The 20,054-nt window shown below is 50.8% G+C and carries 18 protein-coding genes; 10 read left to right on the top strand and 8 right to left on the bottom strand.

The features are described from left to right. The first annotated feature begins 224 nt into the window (after nt 1-224). Nucleotides 225-1,277 carry a sensor histidine kinase gene (locus DYA43_RS15590; RefSeq protein ID WP_047460593.1) on the top strand — a complete coding sequence of 351 codons (1,053 nt, stop codon included), beginning with the start codon at nt 225-227 and terminating at the stop codon, nt 1,275-1,277. After that, nucleotides 1,267-2,037, top strand: a complete 771-nt coding sequence (locus DYA43_RS15585) for a LytR/AlgR family response regulator transcription factor (RefSeq protein WP_047460597.1) — start codon at nt 1,267-1,269, stop codon at nt 2,035-2,037. The genes DYA43_RS15590 and DYA43_RS15585 overlap by 11 nt, the downstream gene beginning before the upstream one ends. Nucleotides 2,038-2,131: 94 nt before the next feature. On the opposite strand, the gene DYA43_RS15580 is transcribed toward DYA43_RS15585, so the two are convergent. Together DYA43_RS15580 and nadE are read right to left on the bottom strand one after the other, a co-directional pair. Next, a complete protein-coding gene (locus tag DYA43_RS15580) occupies nt 2,132-3,457 on the bottom strand; it encodes an anaerobic C4-dicarboxylate transporter (RefSeq protein ID WP_020328184.1) in 1,326 nt (441 codons plus the stop codon). Nucleotides 3,458-3,739: 282 nt separating this feature from the next. After that, nucleotides 3,740-4,570 (bottom strand): NAD(+) synthase, encoded by an 831-nt coding sequence (gene nadE / locus DYA43_RS15575; RefSeq protein WP_020328185.1) that lies wholly within the window; start codon nt 4,568-4,570, stop codon nt 3,740-3,742. A gap of 103 nt (nt 4,571-4,673) precedes the next feature. Here nadE and DYA43_RS15570 point away from each other — a divergent pair, with 103 nt between their 5' ends. Both DYA43_RS15570 and DYA43_RS15565 read left to right on the top strand, forming a co-directional pair. Beyond that, the gene (locus DYA43_RS15570; protein WP_020328186.1) at nt 4,674-5,186 is read left to right on the top strand and encodes a nicotinate-nicotinamide nucleotide adenylyltransferase; all 513 of its coding nucleotides are present in this window, start codon (nt 4,674-4,676) and stop codon (nt 5,184-5,186) included. A 32-nt stretch (nt 5,187-5,218) separates the two neighbouring features. Further along, nucleotides 5,219-5,719 (top strand): hypothetical protein, encoded by a 501-nt coding sequence (locus DYA43_RS15565; protein ID WP_172465304.1) that lies wholly within the window; start codon nt 5,219-5,221, stop codon nt 5,717-5,719. 66 nt (nt 5,720-5,785) lie between these two features. Here DYA43_RS15565 and DYA43_RS15560 read toward each other — a convergent pair whose 3' ends face one another. Continuing rightward, entirely contained in the window at nt 5,786-7,783 is a 1,998-nt protein-coding gene (locus tag DYA43_RS15560) for a methyl-accepting chemotaxis protein (RefSeq protein ID WP_061055834.1), read from the bottom strand. A 301-nt stretch (nt 7,784-8,084) separates the two neighbouring features. Here DYA43_RS15560 and DYA43_RS15555 point away from each other — a divergent pair, with 301 nt between their 5' ends. Further along, nucleotides 8,085-8,429 carry a HopJ type III effector protein gene (locus DYA43_RS15555; protein WP_061055833.1) on the top strand — a complete coding sequence of 115 codons (345 nt, stop codon included), beginning with the start codon at nt 8,085-8,087 and terminating at the stop codon, nt 8,427-8,429. Nucleotides 8,430-8,479: 50 nt separating this feature from the next. Here the strand turns inward: DYA43_RS15555 and emrD are convergent, their stop codons facing one another. Next, the gene (emrD, locus tag DYA43_RS15550) at nt 8,480-9,685 is read right to left on the bottom strand and encodes a multidrug efflux MFS transporter EmrD (RefSeq protein ID WP_020431615.1); all 1,206 of its coding nucleotides are present in this window, start codon (nt 9,683-9,685) and stop codon (nt 8,480-8,482) included. A gap of 193 nt (nt 9,686-9,878) precedes the next feature. Then, on the bottom strand, nt 9,879-10,187 hold the full coding sequence (locus DYA43_RS15545; protein ID WP_020431616.1) for a cysteine-rich CWC family protein: 309 nt from the start codon (nt 10,185-10,187) through the stop codon (nt 9,879-9,881). A 158-nt stretch (nt 10,188-10,345) separates the two neighbouring features. On the opposite strand from DYA43_RS15545, the gene DYA43_RS15540 reads away from it, so the two are divergent. Next, the gene (locus DYA43_RS15540) at nt 10,346-10,600 is read left to right on the top strand and encodes a hypothetical protein (protein ID WP_047460605.1); all 255 of its coding nucleotides are present in this window, start codon (nt 10,346-10,348) and stop codon (nt 10,598-10,600) included. Between the two features lies 1 nt (nt 10,601). On the opposite strand, the gene DYA43_RS15535 is transcribed toward DYA43_RS15540, so the two are convergent. Further along, a complete protein-coding gene (locus DYA43_RS15535) occupies nt 10,602-11,531 on the bottom strand; it encodes a DMT family transporter (protein WP_172465303.1) in 930 nt (309 codons plus the stop codon). Nucleotides 11,532-11,704: 173 nt separating this feature from the next. On the opposite strand from DYA43_RS15535, the gene DYA43_RS15530 reads away from it, so the two are divergent. From DYA43_RS15530 to DYA43_RS15515, 4 genes are all read left to right on the top strand, one after another. Further along, the gene (locus tag DYA43_RS15530) at nt 11,705-12,160 is read left to right on the top strand and encodes an Lrp/AsnC family transcriptional regulator (protein ID WP_024375260.1); all 456 of its coding nucleotides are present in this window, start codon (nt 11,705-11,707) and stop codon (nt 12,158-12,160) included. 125 nt (nt 12,161-12,285) lie between these two features. Continuing rightward, complete coding sequence (locus tag DYA43_RS15525) at nt 12,286-14,286, top strand: methyl-accepting chemotaxis protein (protein WP_061055832.1); 2,001 nt, start codon at nt 12,286-12,288, stop codon at nt 14,284-14,286. A 254-nt stretch (nt 14,287-14,540) separates the two neighbouring features. Beyond that, nucleotides 14,541-15,479, top strand: a complete 939-nt coding sequence (locus DYA43_RS15520; RefSeq protein ID WP_020328197.1) for a triacylglycerol lipase — start codon at nt 14,541-14,543, stop codon at nt 15,477-15,479. 9 nt (nt 15,480-15,488) lie between these two features. Then, the gene (locus DYA43_RS15515; protein WP_061055831.1) at nt 15,489-16,343 is read left to right on the top strand and encodes a lipase secretion chaperone; all 855 of its coding nucleotides are present in this window, start codon (nt 15,489-15,491) and stop codon (nt 16,341-16,343) included. A gap of 61 nt (nt 16,344-16,404) precedes the next feature. Here the strand turns inward: DYA43_RS15515 and DYA43_RS15510 are convergent, their stop codons facing one another. Beyond that, nucleotides 16,405-19,161: an immune inhibitor A domain-containing protein gene (locus DYA43_RS15510; protein ID WP_061055830.1), complete on the bottom strand. Its 2,757-nt coding sequence runs from the start codon at nt 19,159-19,161 to the stop codon at nt 16,405-16,407. Nucleotides 19,162-19,243: 82 nt separating this feature from the next. Then, entirely contained in the window at nt 19,244-19,504 is a 261-nt protein-coding gene (locus tag DYA43_RS15505; protein ID WP_020328200.1) for a hypothetical protein, read from the bottom strand. Nucleotides 19,505-20,054 lie beyond the last annotated feature (550 nt).

Below are 20,054 nucleotides of genomic sequence, written 5' to 3'. Positions count from 1 at the left end.
GCTGATTCGATTTCTCTGCGTCAATGACGCTGACAGATAACCGTTCACGCCAGAGTATGACCGTTCGTCGCAAAGCGCCAAATGAGTATTCAAATCGCTTTAATCTGATTCCCGACAACACAGAAAAGGGATGTGCCGCACGTTTCGTTGCGGCATTAAAGGGAGCGTGTAGGCAAACCCGCCTGAACTGTTTAGGATCCACTCATTGATAAAGGAATCGTCTCATGACAGACACAACTCTTTGGCTAAAACGTCATGGCAAGAGCCTGACATTTACCGCGCTGTTTTGCTTTGTGATTGCGCTCGGCACTCAGGCTATCTGGTCAAGCCCGCTCAGCGGCCATCTTATCATCAGCTTTGGTTACGGTTTGAGTGCGTATATGTGTGCACTGGTGCTCGGGGCGGCGCTCCCATCGCTTTCTACCCGCTATATCAATCTGCTTGCGTTGGCTGGCGGAATGGTGCTGGGCACCGCCAACGCGTACATGTGGTTGAATCAATACCCGGGATTCGACAGTATTGCCGCGCTCAAACCGGTGGTGATGCTGGGCTTTATGTTTACCGCGCTGTGTTTTTTCTATTTCTATGCCCATGAGCAAAAACTGGTGGCAGAAAATGCGCTCGAAGTGGCGAAACGTCGTCAGAGCGAACAGGAGAAAGCACTGTTGCTGAGTCAACTCAAACAGCTGCAAAGCCAGATTGAACCGCATTTTCTGTTTAACACGCTCGCGAATGTGAATGCGCTGATTGCCAGCGAACCGCACAAAGCGCAGCGTATGCTGGAAAAACTGACCGATTTATTGCGCAGTTCAATGCGCCGTCGCGAGGGTGTTTCGACTCTCAAAGATGAACTGGAATTGATTGACGCTTATCTCGGAATTCAGGCGATTCGCTTGGGAGACCGCCTGCGCTACAGCTTACCTGCTGGTCAGCAGTGGAACTCGCTCTGCCTGCCGCCAATGCTGTTGCAGCCGCTGGTGGAAAATGCGATAGAGCATGGCATTGAACCCAAAGCGGAGGGCGGAGAAGTGAACGTGGCGATTGAACGCCTGCAGGACTCGATTGTATTCACGGTCTCTGATAATGGCGCCGGGCTCAGCGATATTCCCAAAGGGAATGGTATCGCGCTGGAGAATGTGCGTCAGCGTCTTCACGGTTTGTTTGGTCATGATGCCAATTTCACGATTACTCAGAACGCAAAGGGCGGCGTGACGGCCGCTATTCGAATCGCTGAACACGCGATGGAACACTCACAAGGAGAGCACTATGCGGCCTGATGTGACCGCGCTGATTGCAGACGATGAACCGCTGCTGCGCCGCCATCTCAACCAGTCTTTGGCGGATCTGTGGCCACAACTCACGGTGGTGGCCACAGTGGATAATGGGGAAACGGCACTCGAAGCCATTCATCAGCATCAGCCGGACATCGTATTTCTGGACATCAGAATGCCCAAGCTTGATGGCATGGCACTGGCGAATAAACTCAAAGGACTCATCAAGCCGCCGCTGGTGGTGTTTGTCACGGCCTTTGATGAGTACGCGCTGCGTGCCTTTGACACCAATGCGGCGGATTATCTGCTTAAACCGGTTACCGAATCTCGTCTGCAGCAATGTTGTGAACGTTTGCAGCAGCGATTACAAAGCGCCGAGCAAACCGCGCCGGACATGACGCAGCTGATTTCCCAGCTATCGCAGCTTAACGTTAAACCCAGTTATTTGACTTGGTTGAAAGCGAGCAAGGGCGAGGAGATTCATTTGATCGCTGCGGCAGATGTGCTCTATCTCAAAGCGGAAGATAAATACCTGTCGGTTTACAAGCAGGGCGAGCGTGGAATCGAAGAGTATCTGCTGCGCTCATCGCTTAAGGATCTGCTGGCCCAGCTCAACCCCGAACAGTTCTGGCAAATCCATCGCTCCGTCGCTGTCAATGTCGCTAAGGTGGATAAAGTGAAAAAGGACTTCACCGGCAAAATGTACGTCTACATCGGTGAGCGAAAATTGGCGGTGAGCCGGGCATTGCAAAGCCAATTTAAATAGCGAAAGAACCCGTTCAAATCGGATGGGTTCTACATAAACCGTGGTTCAAAACAAAAAGCGGGCATGAAGCCCGCTTTTTCATTCGCTTGGGTGATCAACCAATCACGATTTGACCGAGGACGTAACCCATACAACAGCCACCAATCACACCAACCAGGCCGGGTGCCATAAAGGAGTGGTTGAAATACCACTTACCGATCTTGGTGGTGCCAGTGATATCGAAGTTCACGGTTGCGATATCAGACGGGTAGTTAGGAATGAAGAAGTAACCGTACAACGCAGGCATCAGACCAATCAGCAGGGCAGGTTCTAAGCCCAGCGCCAAGCCCACAGGCAGCATCATTTTCGCCACCACCGCTTGCGAGTTCACCACTACCGATACGATGAACAGCGCCAGCGCAAACGTCCAAGGGTAGGCGTTTACCATGTCGATGATGCCAGAGCGGAACTGCGGCATCGCGTATTGGAAGTAAGTGTCTGACATCCATGCGATACCGAAGATCGCAATCGCTGCCACCATACCCGATTTGAACACCACGCCTTCCGGTACCGTTTTCGGATTCACTTTGGTGACCAGCAGAATGATACCGCCGAAACACAGCATCATCATCTGAATGACGGTTGCCATGTTAATCGGTTTGGCATCGCCGATTTGACGCACTTCAGGGAACATCGCCACCAGTACAATCACGATGATCGACAGAATGAACAGCAGAACTGAGTTTTTCGCAGAAGCTGGCAGATGCTCATTCAAAGACGTTGCGGTGGTGCTGAAGATTTTTTCACGTAGCACAGGATCTTGCAGGCGCGCTTGGTACTCTTTGTCGTCTTCCAGCTCTTTACCGCGACGCAGGCTGTAAAGCGACATCAGCACGGTACCGAACAGCGTGGCTGGCACAGACACCATCAGAATCGACAGCAGTGTGATGTTGTGGTTGATGTTGGACAGTTCCGCCAAGTAGTACACCACCGCCGCAGAAATCGGAGACGCGGTAATGGCGATTTGCGATGCCACAGAAGCCGCCGCCATCGGACGTTCCGGACGAATGCCGTTTTTCAACGCAACGTCGCCGATGATTGGCATGATGGAGTAAACCGCGTGACCGGTACCCAGCAGGAAAGTCATACAGTAAGTCACCAGTGGCGCAATGATGGTGACACGTTTAGGGTTTTTACGCAGCAGGCGTTCAGCCACCTGCAGCATGTATTTCAAACCGCCGGCCGCTTCAAGAATCGAAGCACAGGTCACCACCGCAAGAATGATGAGCATAACGGTGATTGGTGGTGAAGTCGGTGGCATCTTGAAAATAAAGACTTCGATCGTAAGGCCGATGCCCGATACAACGCCAAGGCCAATACCGCCGTAACGTGAGCCGATGTATAACATCAGCAAGAGGAACAGGAATTCCACGTACAACATATTTGTGAACCTTATAAAGTGAAAGATGAATATATTTTCCGACGCTATTCACAAAAAATATGAAGCTTGGTTCACACAAATCTGGCTATCAAAAATGAAATGAAAGTAATGGGAGTATAGTCACGCTATTCCCTTGATACGTAATGGTTTTGGGAGTGTTTTTGTAGCGAGAATGTTGTGCTACATCGTAAGGCGTGTGAATAAAAGCCAAGCGCAGAAGGCTTGGCTTTACAATAACTTAGGTGCATTGATGCATAAAGCACCAAAAAGTATGCAATCCGATCAGTCGTAGATGGTTGGAATCGGTTGACGCTTGTGCTGGGTTGCTTTGTAAATGCCCACCAAACGGTCTATAACGAACTGCTCAACGGGCTTGCCTTCGAGGAAATCGTCGATCTGTTCGTACGTCAGATTCAATGCATCTTCGTCCGCCTTTTGTGGTGCCAGTTCTTCCAGATCGGCGGTTGGTGTTTTGTGTACCAGCAGATCCGGAGCGCCCAATGCTGCTGCAACTTGGCGAACCTGACGTTTGCTCAGGCCAAACAGAGGCGCCATATCACACGCGCCGTCACCAAATTTGGTGTAGAAGCCAGTGATGTTTTCTGCCGAGTGGTCCGTACCCAGAACCAAACCACCCACGTAGCCTGCGATTTCGTATTGCGCCACCATGCGCGCACGCGCTTTCACGTTGCCTTTCACGAAGTCGACTTTGGCTTCTTCACTTGGGATAAGGCCAGTGCCAGCCAATGCATCGTGTGATGCCGCATGCAGACCATCAACCCCCGCTTTGATGTTCACCGATACCGAGTATGTTGGCTGAATGAAAGAAAGCGCCAGTTGCGCTTCGTCTTCGTCTTTCTGCTCGCCGTAAGGCAGGCGAACGGCGACGAATTTGTATTGGTCGGTGGCGTGTTCTTGGTTCAGTGCGTCGACTGCCAGCTGCGCCAAACGGCCACACGTAGTGGAATCAATACCGCCACTGATACCCAGTACCAGCGCTTTACAGCCAGATTCAGTCAGTTTGCGTTTGATAAAGCCAACACGGCGTTCAATTTCGAATTCTGGATCGATGCTTGGTAGCACTCGCATCTCTTCGCGGATAATTTGTTCCATTAGAGTTCCTTTTCCTGCAAGCAATAAACATTTAGTAGTATCATACCGCAAACATTCAATTAGAAAACCGTGAATGCCGTTTTCACTCTTAATCGGGAAAAAGATGGAAAAAATTGCTGTTTTTGGCAGCGCTTTTAACCCACCAACGTTGGGGCACAAGAGCGTAATCGACTCACTGGAACATTTTGATCGCATTTTACTCGTACCCAGCATTTCGCATGCCTGGGGTAAGGAAATGCTAAATTATGAGATCCGATGCCAGCTTATTGATGCTTTTATTAGCGATTTGGCTTCAAATAAGCTAGAACGTTGTACTGTAGAACAAGATTTAATCAATCCGGGTGAGAGTGTTACCACTTACGCCGTTTTAGAGCGTTTACAGGAAATTTTTCCAAACGCTGACATTACTTTCGTGGTCGGACCTGATAATCTTTTCAACTTCGGTAAGTTTTTTAAATCCAAAGAGATTTTGCAGCGCTGGTCAGTGATGGCCTGTCCGGAAAAAGTCAAAGTGCGCAGTACGGATATCCGTCAGCGACTGGCTGAGAAAGGGGATGTGTCTTCAATGACCACACCTTCGGTAGAACATTTGCTGCGAAAACTGGATGTTTATTAATTGTTTGCCCGTTTTGGGCTGGAGTCGTATTCATGAAAAAGTGCGTTTTGCTGATGACACTTTTCTCTTTGCCGACCTTAGCGTCTGCATGCGATCTCTATACGCCCGCAACACTCCCTACCGATGAATCCTACGAAGCCGCCCAATTAGACAATGCTGGTGTGTGTATTTCTCTGCGCGATGGCTGGGAATACACCTCAGAGCACTTGTTGAACTTCGATGTCGAAACCGAATCCGGCGCCAATGATGTCAACTACTGGAATGGCTGGATTGCCGCAGATAGTAATGACACGAACCCGTTTCTCACTCAACAACTGGAAAACAGTTATTTGGGGCTGGGCGTGTGGATGCCGACCGATTTGGCCGCGCGCGAAAACCAGATGAGCACCGAAGAGTGGCTAATGAGTCATGGTTTGAAACTGAGCTTGGGTTTTGGCCAGAAGAAAGCGGGCGAGCCGCGCGTTCGTTTGGATTATCGCTGGCACGAAGTGTATCAGGCAGACTGGTTTATGCAGATTGAAGTGCCGTTCTGAACCTCTATGAACAGTAATAAAAAAGGTCATCACAGTGATGACCTTTTTTATTGGTTGCCGCATTGATTAATTCAGTTTGAACGCGCCGAGTTGCTGTTTCACGCGGTCGACTTCGCCGTGATAGCTGCTGACGATGTTATTCATCTGCTGCGCCAGTTCACCGGTTTGTTGGGCAATTTCAGCCAGAATATCGACGTCTTTATCGACGGCTTCGCTGGCTTTTGATTGCTCGATCGTGGCGTTAGCGATGCTGGTGATGTGAGCGTTAACTTCTTCGATCACGCTTTCCAGAGCGGCAACACTGTTTGTCACCGTTGAGACGGACTCAAAAGTTTCATGGGTCGCATCACGGCTTTTTTCCATGTTGTTCACTGCTGTCGCAGTGTTGTTGGTGATGTTGCTTAGCAATTGGCTGATGTGCTCAGTGGCTTCTTTACTGCGCTGCGCCAAATCACGAACTTCTGACGACACCACCGCAAAACCGCGCCCGTGTTCACCGGCACGCGCCGCTTCAATCGCGGCGTTCAGGGCCAGCAGGTTGGTTTGTTCTGAAATGCCGTTGATGGTATCGACAATCTTACTCACGCTCATGGCGTCTTTTTCCAGCTCGCTCATGCAGGTTTGCGTTTGTTCGATTTGCTCCACCAGCGCCTCAACCGCTTTAAAGGAGGACTGGCTCTGACCCTGGCACTCGACGACGCGCTGAGTCATTTGGTGTGTCTCTTCCAGCGCACGCTCTGAAGACTGAGCGATTTCGACACTAGATTGCGACAACTCGGTCATCGCCGCGGCAATGTTTTCACATTTTGCGGTCGTTGCACCGCTGCTTTTACCGAGGTCTTGTGCGCCCATGACAATCTTCTTCAGGCGTTCGGCGCTATGATCGTTGGTTTGCGTCACATCAGACAGCAGGCTGCGAATGTTACTGGTCAGGCCGTTGACGCTTTGTGAAATCTGCGAAATCTCATCACGTCCTTCGGATGCAATCGACACACTCAGATCGCGCTTCGATGCCATTGAATGCAGCGTTTTATTCAGTTTGCCCGCGCGTTCGCGTAGCGTGATGACGCTGGTCAGCAGGCTCCAAACCAACAAGACCGCCACAATCAGGCTGGCAATTAAAATCACGTTCTGATTCCATATAGCCTGAGTCGCCTGCTCGGCCGACATGGTGGTCATCTGTTGTTGAATGCCGTTGCGCAGTTGGTTAATCAATTTGATACGTTCGGTTGCCGCCGCGAACCACTCAGCCGGAGCCGGACCTTCTAACGCATCCAGAGATTGACTTTGTGACAGGTAAGATTGCTGAACCTTATCGACGTTTTTCCAGGTTTCGCTGTTTTTGAATTCGCTGAGTTTGTCGCTCAGCGCTTTTGGCATGGTCATCGCGGCCATACGTTCTGCGTAGTTACCCGATTCGATATAACCATTCACGGCGGTGTACTGCGCCGGTGTGGACGATTTTCGGGCAAACGCACCATTTAGGGCACCACGTACCTGACCTGCACGCTCTTTCATGATCACCACAGAAATGAGAGAGCTGCCCAATTCGGCGACATTCGCATCATCAATGGTCGAGAGCAGAATCTGTGAGTCATCGATCGCCAGTTGGTTCAGATTGGAGTAGTAGGCAAAAGGAGAAACCGTTGGCGTTAACGAGTCGACCTGACGGCGTACATCATTCAACTGAGCGAGCTGGTTTTGCACATCCGCTTTCAGTTTGTTGGCCAATACGGGATTGACGGTCACCGGAGAAAAACTCTGCAGCGCTTTGACGTGCGTATCGGTTTCGCTGCGCTGTTTTCTCAGCTGTTCAACCTGAGGCCCTTGGCCTTTGGAGCCCAGCACACCGGCAGTCAGGCCGCGTTCGAGGGCTAAGTTGTGGGCGAGGTTATCGTACAGCAGGATCAGTTTTACCGTTTCCTGATCGTGTTCGGCGGTTTCGACTCGCTGTCTGAGGTCGAGGACGTTGAACGTAGCAAGTATTAACGCAATGGCGATAGGCAGCCCGGCAATCAGCGTGACCACCCTGTACAAAGGAAAATGCCGCAATAGTTTTTTCATAAAGCCCTCTGACGACTCATTCAATTTATAGGTTTAATCGGTAAAACATTAGTGTAGACAAGGATTAAAAAACATAACGTACGTATTAAAGCAATAAAATTGTATTCCTATTTGCATCGGGTTTGATGCCGGACAAATTACTGCTGTAACACAGGTGATATGTGCATCAACTTTCTCATTAATTACTAGCATTTTTCATACCTTGTTGGATGCATAAAGTGTTTCAAGTTGTGCATAGGTTTTCATCGGGGAAATTTTTCTTTAGACTGCGTGCTTTCGAAATCAACGGGAATGGACACACATGGAACTGAGCGCGCTATTGACTCAACTGACTGAGCAACCTGAAAACGTCGTATTTGCAGAGGTGATTGCCACCATCGATGCGCATTACTATTTCACACCGACGGCGTTTGATAACGGCGAAACCCGCAACGAAGCTAACCAGAATAATGGTTCATGCAAGATTTTTGCGTTCGCCCAGCTGAATCAGCTCAGCCCTGAAGCCACACTGGCCTGTTTTGGTGATTTTTACCGTCAGGATGTATTGCAACATCCGGAGAACGACGATCACCAGAATATTCGCAATTTCATCCGTTTTGGTTGGGATGGCGTGAAGTTTGAAGGCGTGGCACTGACCGCGAAATAAGCCGTGACTGAAAACAAAAAGGGAGGCTGAGCCTCCCTTTTTTCGTCTGATTACACGGCCAATGGCATGTGTTTGGATGGATCGTGGCGTTTGTAAACGCGGCGCAATCCAAGCAGAGCCAGTAGCGACATCACCAACATAATAATGCCCAATGGCAGTTGGTTTGAGGCCGGGAATACGGAGGCCAGCAATGTTGCCAAGCCGGCTCCCAGGTTTTGCATCCCGCCCAGAATCGCGCCGCCAGTACCGGCATGGTAAGGCAGCGGCGCCAACGCGCCAGTGGTCGCAGCCGGAAACAGAATGCCTGCACCCAGAAAGTAAACTGTCGCTCCGCCGATCAAGGTTGGCGCTGTGGTTTGGTCAAGCAGACCCGGGATCAGAACAATCATCGACCCCAACATAATCGCGAACAGGCCCACGCGCAGTGCCCGTTTTTCACTGTAGCGCTGAGCAATCACACTTGATAGCCAGGCACCAGCCAGATAACCCGGAATAGGGGTGACGAACAGCAAGCTGACGGTGGTCGCCGGCAACTCAAGTACGCCGCCTAACAGCACACCCGCGGCACCTTCAAACACTGCAACGCCAGCAAAGGTTGCCACCAAACAGATCAGGTAACCCTGAAAACGGTGATCCGACATTACGAAACTGTAGCTGCGCAGCACCGATTCTTTTTTACGGATCTCTTTTGGCAAGGTCTCGACCATGCTGGTCATCATGGTAATGACCACGGCAATCGCAAACAGCGATAAGAACAGATAACTTGAACGCCAGCCAAAGAACTCCGTCAGGTAGCCGCCCAGCACCGGGGCAATCAGTGGTGAGAAGATCAAACACATGCTGATCAGGCTGTTTGCACGATGCAGTTCTGCGCCAGTAAAACAATCTCGGGTCAGAGTACGGCACATCGCACCGCCACAACCGATGCCCAGACCCTGAATAAAGCTACCCGCCAGGAACCAGGAAAACTCTTGTGCAAACAAAGCAACCAGAGAGCCAAGGATATAGATAACTAATCCCGCGATAATGATTGGCTTGCGGCCCAGGCGATCAGACAGTGGCCCGTAGACAAACTGCGAGACACCATAAGGGATCAGATAGCACGCCATTACCGCCTGCAGCGATGCGGCAGACACCAGAAAATCATCGGCCATATGACCGATAGAAGGCACATACATGGTCTGAGTCATCTGGCCGACAGCGGTCAGAATGGCGATCAGGAACGTCAGTTTGGCTAACGGAAATGTTGCAGACATCTTTTTCTCCACCCAACAACATTAATAACGCGAGAAAGATAAATTACAAAAATATGACTAATGAGAACGGGAAGGAATGCGGTGTTCTCGGCGCGAGATATTAGTGCGGGTGGAGCGCTTTATCAATCGAAAAGTGTGATCTTACGCAAGATAAAAATCTATGTTTTGAATTAGAAAAAGTAATGTGAAATTATTATTCAAGCGGCTGTTTTGCTAAGCATCGGCGACACAAACACACTGAGCTTTCTGGCAGGGCTGAAAGGTCGCGTTTTTCCAACTCAAAACACCAGCAGGTGCTTTTGCCTGCGCTGATATCGCAATGTGCCGGCTCACCACAAGATGGGCAGTGGTGCGTGGTTTGCTGGCCGGATAAGCGCTGCATGATGGTGTCCCGCTCATGGTCGGACAAATGACGCCATTGAATAATTTCATCCATGGTGCGATGGCAACCAGAACAAACTCCGGCGTTATTTTTACAGGCGGCGATACAGGGGGTTTTCATAACAGCTGACTTCTTTATTGAGTAAACGCGAAATATACCTGAAGTCGCGGAGTTGCCCAACCGCAAGCCGGATATCTTTGTTGCTCTGCCTATTGCTTTTGCTAACGGGCATGACTATTATAAATCTAAATGAGAATTAATATCATAAAGGTGTTTTGATGTTACCTTTGCTTGCTGCCTTGGTATTTATGTTTGGATTAGGAAAAAAGCTGCTGGTGCCAGTGCGCTGGACGGTCGCTTTGTCCGTCCTGTTGGTGGCGCTGTATCTGTTCGGTGTGATTAGCGCGGTTCCTGTGTTAGTGACGCTGTTTGTCGCCTCGCCATTTCTGATCCATTTACGCTACAGCGACAAGGCCAACACTCTGTTTGGCCTGTGCGTTGTTGTGCCACTCATCGTGGAAGTGATTCGCTAAGTTATCCTTTGCCGTGTTGTGGTGGCTGGTACGCCAGCGAGGCGTCGTACTTCATAAACACGTTGCTGGCAATTAAGCTGCCGCAGCTGACCAATCCCAATCCCAGCCAGGTCATGCTGGTTGGAATCTCACCAAATACCGGAATTGCCAGTAAGGTTGCAATGGCCGGGGTTGCTGAACCAAATGCCGCCGAGCGTTCCGCGCCCAGTGTGGTTACGGCGTGCAGATAAGTAAATGCGGCAATGACGCCCGCCCCGACACCCTGAATCAAACTGTGACCAAATAGCGTCTGCCATGGCCATTGTGCGACGGGCGTTTGTGCCAGATAACTGGGTAATACGCCTGTCGCAATCAGCGCGAGCAGCAGCACTACGGATAGCAGCGAAATGAATCCGGCCGCTGCCAGCGAATGGAGGTTCGCAACGCGGGCGCAGATGGTAAACACCGCCCACATCATACTGCCGAGCAGAAACAGCAGATGGCCAAACAGTTTGTCACTCTGATAATCCATTGCGCTGGTGGAGAGAAACACGCCAATCCCGCCCAATACCAACACCAACCCAAGGATCCGATGCTGGCTTAACGGCTGATTAAACAGCCAGACGGCAATGCCGGAGACAAAGAGTGGTAGTGTGCCGGGAACCAGTGTGCTGCCATCGGAAACCGGTACAAAATGCATCGCGCTGCCAGTCAGGAGCAGATAGGGCAGGCCGCAACCGATAAACATACCGAGCAGGTAACGCTTGGGCACCACAGCGATTTTTGCTTTGGCTTTCATGACAAACGGCAGCAGCACGATAGCGGGGATCAAAAAACGCGTCAGCGCGATATCGGCAGGCGTCAGCGCGCTGATGGCACCTTCGCGCAGTGATAAGAAAAAGCCAGACCAGAGCAGCAGTGTGGCCAGCATGGCCAGATATCCTGAGAACATATGTCATCCTTGATAAGCAGTGGTGCCGTGTGCGATGCACAAATCCGGCGAAGAGATTTATTATCACGGTTACTTGACGCTGATATTCGGCGAATTTAGTTTATGTAGAGATAAATATTGATGGATTTCATCAATGAACTGAAAAATAACGCTGGAAATAACCAAAAATGAAAATGGACAGAATTGACCGCCACTTGCTGGCTCTGATTCAGAAACAGGGAAGGCTCTCAACCGCCGAGCTTGCGGAGTTGGTGGGGCTTTCGGCTTCGCCTTGCGCGCGGCGACTTAAGCGACTCGAAGATGAAGGCGTGATTGACGGTTATCAGGCTAAACTGAATCGCAAAGCGATTGGCATCGGCATGACTGTGTTTGTTGAAGTGAGCCTCAACAATCATCAAGCCAGTTCGATTGACGAGTTCGAATCGGCGTTGGTGGAGATGGATGAAGTGATCAGCGCGCACGTGGTGTCGGGGGCGTACGATTATCTGCTGGAAGTGGTCAGCCCGGATCTGGTCGGCTATGAGAGCTTTATTCGCAAAGTGCAGCAGTTGGACAACGTGAAAGACATTCACACTCACCTGGCAATGCGTCAGGTCAAACAGGCCGGCTCGCTGCCCGTGTTTCGTTAACAATATTAATGTGCATGGGATTTTATATCAGTCAGTTACGCGTTTACGGTATCTCATATTCCCCGGTTTGCGTAACAGAAAATTAACGTTATAGTGACCGCCTAACGTTGTACAGGAGCTTATGGATGAAGCTAACGATTTCAGGGAAGTTGCAGCTGAGTTTTTTGTTGTTGGCCCTTTTGTTTGTCGCGTCTGCCGCGATGACCTATCGCAGTGTGTCGATATTAGAGCGTCACACGCAATCCCTTCTTAATTCTGATTTACCCACCGTCGATACCAGCCGCGGTATTCAGCAGTCGATTCAGGCAACGCTGTCCACCGTGCGCGCCTACATGTTGCTGGGCAGTGACGAAGTTGCTGGTGAAACCCTCAAGCAGCAGTTGAATAGCATCATCGCGCAAACCGACGAAAGCTTACCGGTGCTGGAAACTCTGATCGCCGAGCAGGATTATCAAACGGTGGTTAAACAGTGGGGCGAGGTAAAAACCTCAGTCAATAAGATCGTGGAACTGGCGCACAGCCCGGAAAACCTGCCGGCACACAACCTGTTTACTAACGAAGCCGCGCCGATTGCCGAGGTGGCGCTGGACCAGATTCAGGGCCTGATCAACGACGAAGCGTCCAAGAAAGAGGGCGATGAACGTAAGCGCCTGTTTAAAGTTTACGCCGACAGCTATAACTCTTTGGCCAACGCTCTATCGGCGATGCGCGACTTCTTGCTGTACGGCAAACCGGAATACCTGAGCAAATATCAGGAGTTCATCAAAGCGCACAACCAGTCGGTCAGCGAGATCGAAGACAAACTCGAATTGCTGGATGACAGCGATCGCTCGTTGTGGGATCTGTTTAAAGAGATGCAACAACTCTATTTCCCTCTGGCGGATCAAACCATCGCGCTGCGTCAGTCGCCAGACTGGAACTTTGCCAACCAGGAAATGGCAAAGCAATTGCTACCTGCGGCGAGCGCGCTGGAAGCGAGTCTGGAAAATGTGGTGGCCGCGCAGCAACAAAAAGCCGATCGCAGCGGGCAGGGTATTGAAGCATCGATTCATCAGGTGCTGACGTTTCTGGTAGTCGCGCTGGTGCTGGTTATTGTTGCGGCACTGGCGATATCCAATTACATGGGACGCAGCATTGGTCGCCGTGTGTCGGAGATTTCACAGCGCGCGCAACGTATTGCCGCTGGCGATGTGTCGCAGCAACCGTTAGCTGTGCAAGGCAACGATGAGCTGTCTGCGCTGACCGAATCCATCAACCGCATGAACGCTTCTCTGGCGGGCATTGTGCGCGGTGTGACGGACAAAGCCAATCAGGTGAGTGAGAGCATGAACGCGTTGCTCAACTCCAATCAACAGACGCTGACTCAGGTGAAAAACCAGCAACAACACATCACGGAGATGGATGCTGAATTGTCTGACGTCGCGCAATCCACCACGCACACGTTGGATCAGGCGCAGCGTTCGGTTGAGACCCTGTCGGAATCGCAGCGCGAAATCGCGCAGGGCAAAGCGTCACTGGAACTCAACAAAGAGACTATGCAGACGCTGCATGAGACGATTGAGAAAGCCAATGTGCTGGTGAGCCAACTCAGTGCAGAGAGTGCGGCGATTGGTAAAGTGACCGAAGTGATTGAAGGCTTGGCAGAGCAAACCAACTTGTTGGCGTTGAACGCAGCGATTGAAGCAGCGCGCGCCGGCGATTACGGCCGCGGGTTTGCGGTGGTGGCGGATGAAGTGCGTTTGCTGGCCACCCGCACTACGCAGTCGACCACCGAGATTAACCAGATTGTGCAGGCGATTCAGTCCTCAACGGCATCGGTGGTGAAAGAGATCCAGCAAGGTCAGCAGATTGCGGAGCTGGGCGCGGAGCACATCGAAGAGGCGGTGGTAAAACTGGAGTCCACCACCGAACAAATCGCGATGTTGAACGATCAAATGTTGCAACTTGCCAGCGCGGCAGAGCAGCAAACCCAGGCTACCCAAGCGATCACCAGCCTGATGCATGGCGTAACGCATGCGGTGGAAGATGTGGCGGCAATCAGCCAACGCTCAAATCAGACTTCACAGCAGGTGCGTGAACAAGTTTCCGACCTGAACCACGAAATGGCACAGTTTAAACTGGCTTAACTGCCGGTAGCGTCGCGTGTAGTCTTCACGCGACGTACTGACCACGCCATTCTATCTATTCTCCTTATCTATTTTATCCTTAACATTGATGAACCTATGTTTATTAAATCTGTTGAATACTGGCTCGGGTTCACGAAGCAGGTTTTTTGTCGTCGGTAATTTCGTCACTTTCTTCTAACGTTAGATCGCTCCTCAGAGGTCCGATGTCTGTGTTTTTTATGAAGCACAGATCCCCTAATAAGAAGGAAGATCACTTGAAAAACAAACTATTACTTTCTGCTCTCTGCCTGTTCAGTTCGTTGTCACTGGCCTCGACCAGTGCGGGCGCGCTCGACCAAACAGGTTATACCCACACCAAATATCCTATTGTGCTGGTCCATGGTCTGTTTGGTTTCGATACGTTAGCTGGCGTGGATTACTTCTACGGCATTCCTCAGTCTCTGACCAAAGATGGCGCGACGGTGTATGTGGCGCAGGTGTCTGCCACCAACAGCACCGAATTGCGCGGTGAACAGTTGCTTGAGCAGGTTGAAACGCTGCTCGCCGCTACGGGCGCGGAAAAAGTCAACCTGATTGGCCACAGTCATGGTGGGCCAACGGTGCGTTACGTTGCTTCGGTCCGTCCGGATTTGGTCGCCTCGGCAACCAGTATTGGCGGAGTAAACAAAGGCTCGGCGGTGGCGGATTTAGTGCGCAACACCATTCCGCAAGACTCTGTCACTGAAGCGCTGGCGGTTAAACTGGCCGATGGCTTGGTGACGCTGATTAACCTGCTGTCTGGCGGCAGCGATCTTGAGCAAGATGCGCTGGCATCGCTGGATGCACTGACGACCCAAGGGTCACTGGCGTTCAACCAAAACTACCCGGAAGGCATTCCTACGACTGAATGTGGTGAAGGCGATTATGAGGTGAATGGCGTGCGTTATTACTCCTGGACTGGCGCATCGACGTTTACCAACGCGCTTGATCCTACCGATGCGGCGATGATGGTGCTGGGACTGGCGTTTGATGGCCCGAGTGATGGCTTGGTGGGGACGTGCAGCGCCCATTTAGGCAAAGTGATTCGAGATGATTACAAGATGAATCATTTGGATGAAATCAACGGCTTGCTCGGTATTCACCACCTGTTTGAAACTGACCCTGTTACCTTGTACCGCCAGCACGCTAACCGTCTGAAACTGCAAGGCCTATAAGGAGTCGATATGCAAAAGACCGCACTGTGTTTAGGAATAGTGGCCGTATTGGGGAGCCTCAGTGCGGCCTTTTGGCCTTCCGATTCCACTTTGCCACCTGCTGTGATGCAGGTGGCGTCTCAAAGCGATACCGAGTTGGATCAATCTTCACCGCGAGATCTGCTCGACTATTTTGTTTCCGGGTTGGGGGAACGTGATTTAAAAGAGATTGAACACCACGTCGCCAACTACGAACAGAGTGCAAACGGCTTTCTGGTCGACGGGGCGTTGTTCGATCAATTTGTGCTCTACAAACAGGCACTGGCTGGGCTTGAACCGTCGGTTGCCATCAGTTCGCTTGATTACCCCTCACTTGCTGAACTTAATCAGCAGATCCTCACCCTGCAGTTGCAGTTTTTTACCCCGCAACAACAGCAGAGTTTGTTTGGCGAAGAAAATCAGCTCAGGCATCTGGCGATGGAAAAACTGCGTATTGCCGGTCAGGCAAGTGACGCCGCCGATGCCAAATCACAGTGGCAGAGCGTTGTGGCTGAGCAGGAAGATTATATTCAGCGTAGCGAACAGAATGCCGATTTAGTCAACCGACTTTACAGCGCCGATGGCGACGATGAACAGTCGCGTTATCTGGCCCGTGTTGAAATGGTCGGTGAAGCCGGAGCGCAGCGTTTGGGGGAACTCGACAATCAACGCGCCCAATTTCAGCAGACGTTAACGTCATATCTAACGCAGCGTGCGCAGCTGCTGGCCGACAACAGCTTGAGTGAGACTCAAAAAGCGCAGCAAATTACCGCGTTGCGTGAATCGAGCTTTGATGCCAAACAATGGCGGCGGGTTGAAGCGCTGGAACGTATGCAAACGCAATAAAAAAAGAGCGCAACGGGCGTTGCGCTCAACTGTTTCCATGGATTAGAAACAAAGGTGGGACTTACAGATCAAGGGAAATGATTGTGGTGGTGCTGGCGCCGTCATCGTCCATCACTTTGAGTGTGATGTCCTGTTTGCCGTAGCTCGGCAGAATGGCGCTAAACATACGGCCACGTTTAATTTTGCCGTTTGGCAGCGTCCATTCTGTGTCGACAATGCGGCCGTCGCTGTCAGTGCTGGTGGACCACATGGTCACCCAGCGACCCAGATGAATGTGACGAGCACTTGCTTCTGGCGGATTGTTCGGCTGCACGACGGTAATGCTTTGAGTGAAGGTATCGCTATCACCCTGATCATCGGTCACGGTCAGACTAACGGTGTACGTGCCTGCGGCGTCATAGCTCCAACTTGGAGACAGTTCGCTGCTGGTTTGGCCGTTGCCAAAATCCCAGACATAACTTGCCAGCTTGCCATCCTGATCCTGACTGTAGTTGTGTGCATTGACACTCAGGCCATTCACATCCAGTTCGAAGTTCGCAGTTGGCGGTACATTCGCTGTGTTGGCGCGAGACAGGCGAACCACACCGTACTCGTTATCCTGGCTCTGATTCACGATGTCGATTTGCAGACCAAATTCGGTTAGCAGGCGGCCGGAGTCCGGTGCTAATGGCGAGCTGTAATCCTGAGAATCAGCAAAGTTTGCGTTACCAATCAGGCTTACGTCCTCAAGAACATCACCATCGGCACTTTCTAGGCGCATTGGCGCTTGGTCAAACAGTGAGAATGCCGCATCACGAACCTGGAATCGGGTTTGCGCTGCTTCACCACTGTTCGCCCAGACCATCGCGTTCTGGTCGGCATCAACTACGCCCAACCAGCCTTCACCCGGGTGTTTACCGACCCAGTTGTCTTTGTACGATTCATCCACATACCACACCAACAGACCCGGTTCGAAGCTGATCAGCTGACCCATGCGTTTGATGTTCGCCAAACCTTCATCGACGTTGTTGTGGCTGCGCCATTGCAGCAGGTAGTAGTGGTTAGCTTCGTGGAAACCATCGTTGGTGGTGTAGCCGTTCAGAGCGAACGTCGAGCCACTTTCCGCGTCATCCAGAGCTGTCACGTTCCCGTCGACGTCCAGCGCCAGATTGTCGATGTACAGACCTTCCATCGCCAAACCGCCATCCGTCACATAGTCAAAACTCAGCTCAACCGTTTGGCCTGCCCAGGCAGACAAATCGAACTGCGCATCGACCCATCCGTTCGACTCGCCACCAATCGCTGGCGCCAGACCCGTATTGTATGGGTCGTCCATCGACGTGATGTTGCCCTGGATCGGCTGGCCGTTAATCAGTACGCGCGCAAAGTCGTAATCTTTTTCGATCTGATACCAGGCTTTAAACGTCAGCATCGCGCTGCTGCCAGCAGGGATGCTGACCTGACGGCTCATGCTGTTTTTCAGATCGTCGCCTTTGTTGGAGTAAAACGCGTATTGGCCTTCATATGGCTGAATGCCTTCGGTGCGTTTCATCGGCAGGTTCACTTTAACCAGGTTCGGACGCGCATTGTCGGTGGTCTGGAACAGGGTGTAAGTGCGAGCGCCTTTTTTCAGATCGTCAATGGAAATCTGGTCGTCGTTAACCCAGCGGCCGCCAATCGCAGTTTGTAGGAATTGCTTAGACCACGCGGAGAACGCGGTTGGCTGCGTGCCGCCAATTTTACCTGCCCAGCTGCCAGAAGACATGATGGACCAGTAAGAGACCGGCTCACCTTTGCCTGTGTATTGCGTGTCGTATTCATCCGGCAGACCAAGGTCGTGGCCGTATTCGTGGGCACACACACCAGCTGCCGCATCAATCGGCTGAATGGTGTAGTCATAGGCTGCATACTGGCCGTTAAAGCGGCCCGGAACTGTGCTGCTGGTGCCTTTTAATACATGGTACTGGCCGAGATTGTAACGGTGTGACCAAATCGCAGCAGCGCCCAGTACGCCACCGCCAGCTTCCTCACCCACAGAGGCGTGGAATACCATCAGGTGGTCAATAACGCCATCCGGTTCACGGTAGTTGCCATCGCCATCGTAGTCGTAACGGTCTTCAACATCGTAGTCGGCAAGGTTGATGCTTGGGTCTTGCGCCAGTTGATCCAGTGCTTCACGCACCAGTTCCTGAGCGTGCATGTCGCTATCGGTCGCGGGAGAGTTGCCACCGTAGTAAGCCGCATTTTTCGATGCGCGATACCAGCCGGCAGCCTGACCAGCAACGCTGTAGCTCTTGCCGGATTCATTCTGGTAGTACTGGCGCATGGAGATCAGGTTTTCGCCATTCGGTCCGGTATAGCCGCTGTCTGAGAACAGCAGATTCTGATAGTGCGCGGCATCGTAACTGTCGTAGAGCATTTCGGTATGCTCTTTGGTGAGCTGGTTGTCGTTCCATGGCAGATCCGGGAAATCAATCAGCAAAGCCAGCACTTTATCGGTACGCTGCTGGCCAATTTCCAGCGCGAACACACTGGCTTTGTGCATGCCTTTTTCTTTCTTGATCACCTTCAGCACTTTCGCGCGTTGCTCAAGTGCCTTTTTGCCAAACTGAGCGTCACCCTTAAAGCCAGAGCGAATTTTGCTCTCCAGATAGAGGTCAAGTGCGTGACGTTTTTCTGCTGCGGTTGCATCTGCGCTAACGGTGCCATTGCGTACCAGCATGTCGATCAACTTGTCTTCGTTAACGACACCCATATCCACTGGTGTTTGTGCAAATGCACCGACGCTAAACCAAGAAGCCACTGCTGAGGCAAGCAAGGTTTTCCTCATGTTTTTCATTATATTTCCTTATTATTTCCCATATTTATGGTGCAAACACGCCAACAGAAAACTCTGCCAGCATGAATTCTTATTGATGTATTTATTCGGAGTCCGGAGAAATACAGTGTTCAGTCGGGTTAGGGTTTGATGAGGAACCGGTATTTTTATTATTAGGATTCTTTTTATTGTGTTTTTTATTTAAATATATATTTAACGCCTGTTGTTGTTGCTCGGCGGTTAGCCCCTGACAAATCACGCCTCGCTCTATCAGAGCTGCGATCAAACGTTCATCATCAGGCTGCGCAGTCGCATTGGCCTGTGAGGTTGCCAGCATTAGTAGCGATGCAAAAATAATTTTCATCGAGTCAACTCAACGTGTGTGAAATATTTGTAACAATTTATAGTCAGCGTATTTCATCGACAAGACGAAATAATTAAGCTCTGAAATAACCATTCCAAATTACACATAATAAGTGAACATAAAATAACGATAATTATTGAGAGTGTGGTCATTTATTTATGCACAATGTTTAAATAAATAACGGATAAATAAAGTAATAAGAAATGCTCTGAGCTTCTTCAGGGTAGATAAAGCATGGTTTTTAGAATTTTTACTCTAAATTGAAGGGCGCGGTGGAATGAAAAAATAACTTACTGTTCGCTCAACACGGGCGGATTTGGCGACTTGCGAAAGTTTGAACTTGATTCATATTTATTATCTATGGTTCAACCAGTGAAAAGTGCTGGGAAATGAATACCTTGCTTAATTATGGTGCAAGCCTGATGGCAGCAGTGATGGTTGCTCGAATTGGGTGCAAAAATGGCAGATAGAATTGGCTGTTTTATGAGCAATAAAAACAATTTTTGTCGGGATATTGCCTGTGTCCGATAAACGTGGTTAATTGAAGCCT

Origin of the sequence: Vibrio fluvialis (genome assembly GCF_900460245.1) — a bacterium.
Lineage (GTDB): Bacteria > Pseudomonadota > Gammaproteobacteria > Enterobacterales > Vibrionaceae > Vibrio > Vibrio fluvialis.
The sequence above is the reverse complement of the archived record's forward strand: the minus strand, read 5'-3'. Positions and strand labels throughout refer to the sequence as shown.

Coding starts and splice junctions, on each gene's coding strand:
- DYA43_RS15590 (WP_047460593.1), top strand. CDS start 225: ATGACAGACACAACTCTTTGGCTAAAACGTCATGGCAAGAGCCTGACA.
- DYA43_RS15585 (WP_047460597.1), top strand. CDS start 1,267: ATGCGGCCTGATGTGACCGCGCTGATTGCAGACGATGAACCGCTGCTG.
- DYA43_RS15580 (WP_020328184.1), bottom strand. CDS start 3,457: ATGTTGTACGTGGAATTCCTGTTCCTCTTGCTGATGTTATACATCGGC.
- nadE (WP_020328185.1), bottom strand. CDS start 4,570: ATGGAACAAATTATCCGCGAAGAGATGCGAGTGCTACCAAGCATCGAT.
- DYA43_RS15570 (WP_020328186.1), top strand. CDS start 4,674: ATGGAAAAAATTGCTGTTTTTGGCAGCGCTTTTAACCCACCAACGTTG.
- DYA43_RS15565 (WP_172465304.1), top strand. CDS start 5,219: ATGAAAAAGTGCGTTTTGCTGATGACACTTTTCTCTTTGCCGACCTTA.
- DYA43_RS15560 (WP_061055834.1), bottom strand. CDS start 7,783: ATGAAAAAACTATTGCGGCATTTTCCTTTGTACAGGGTGGTCACGCTG.
- DYA43_RS15555 (WP_061055833.1), top strand. CDS start 8,085: ATGGAACTGAGCGCGCTATTGACTCAACTGACTGAGCAACCTGAAAAC.
- emrD (WP_020431615.1), bottom strand. CDS start 9,685: ATGTCTGCAACATTTCCGTTAGCCAAACTGACGTTCCTGATCGCCATT.
- DYA43_RS15545 (WP_020431616.1), bottom strand. CDS start 10,187: ATGAAAACCCCCTGTATCGCCGCCTGTAAAAATAACGCCGGAGTTTGT.
- DYA43_RS15540 (WP_047460605.1), top strand. CDS start 10,346: ATGTTACCTTTGCTTGCTGCCTTGGTATTTATGTTTGGATTAGGAAAA.
- DYA43_RS15535 (WP_172465303.1), bottom strand. CDS start 11,531: ATGTTCTCAGGATATCTGGCCATGCTGGCCACACTGCTGCTCTGGTCT.
- DYA43_RS15530 (WP_024375260.1), top strand. CDS start 11,705: ATGGACAGAATTGACCGCCACTTGCTGGCTCTGATTCAGAAACAGGGA.
- DYA43_RS15525 (WP_061055832.1), top strand. CDS start 12,286: ATGAAGCTAACGATTTCAGGGAAGTTGCAGCTGAGTTTTTTGTTGTTG.
- DYA43_RS15515 (WP_061055831.1), top strand. CDS start 15,489: ATGCAAAAGACCGCACTGTGTTTAGGAATAGTGGCCGTATTGGGGAGC.
- DYA43_RS15510 (WP_061055830.1), bottom strand. CDS start 19,161: ATGAAAAACATGAGGAAAACCTTGCTTGCCTCAGCAGTGGCTTCTTGG.
- DYA43_RS15505 (WP_020328200.1), bottom strand. CDS start 19,504: ATGAAAATTATTTTTGCATCGCTACTAATGCTGGCAACCTCACAGGCC.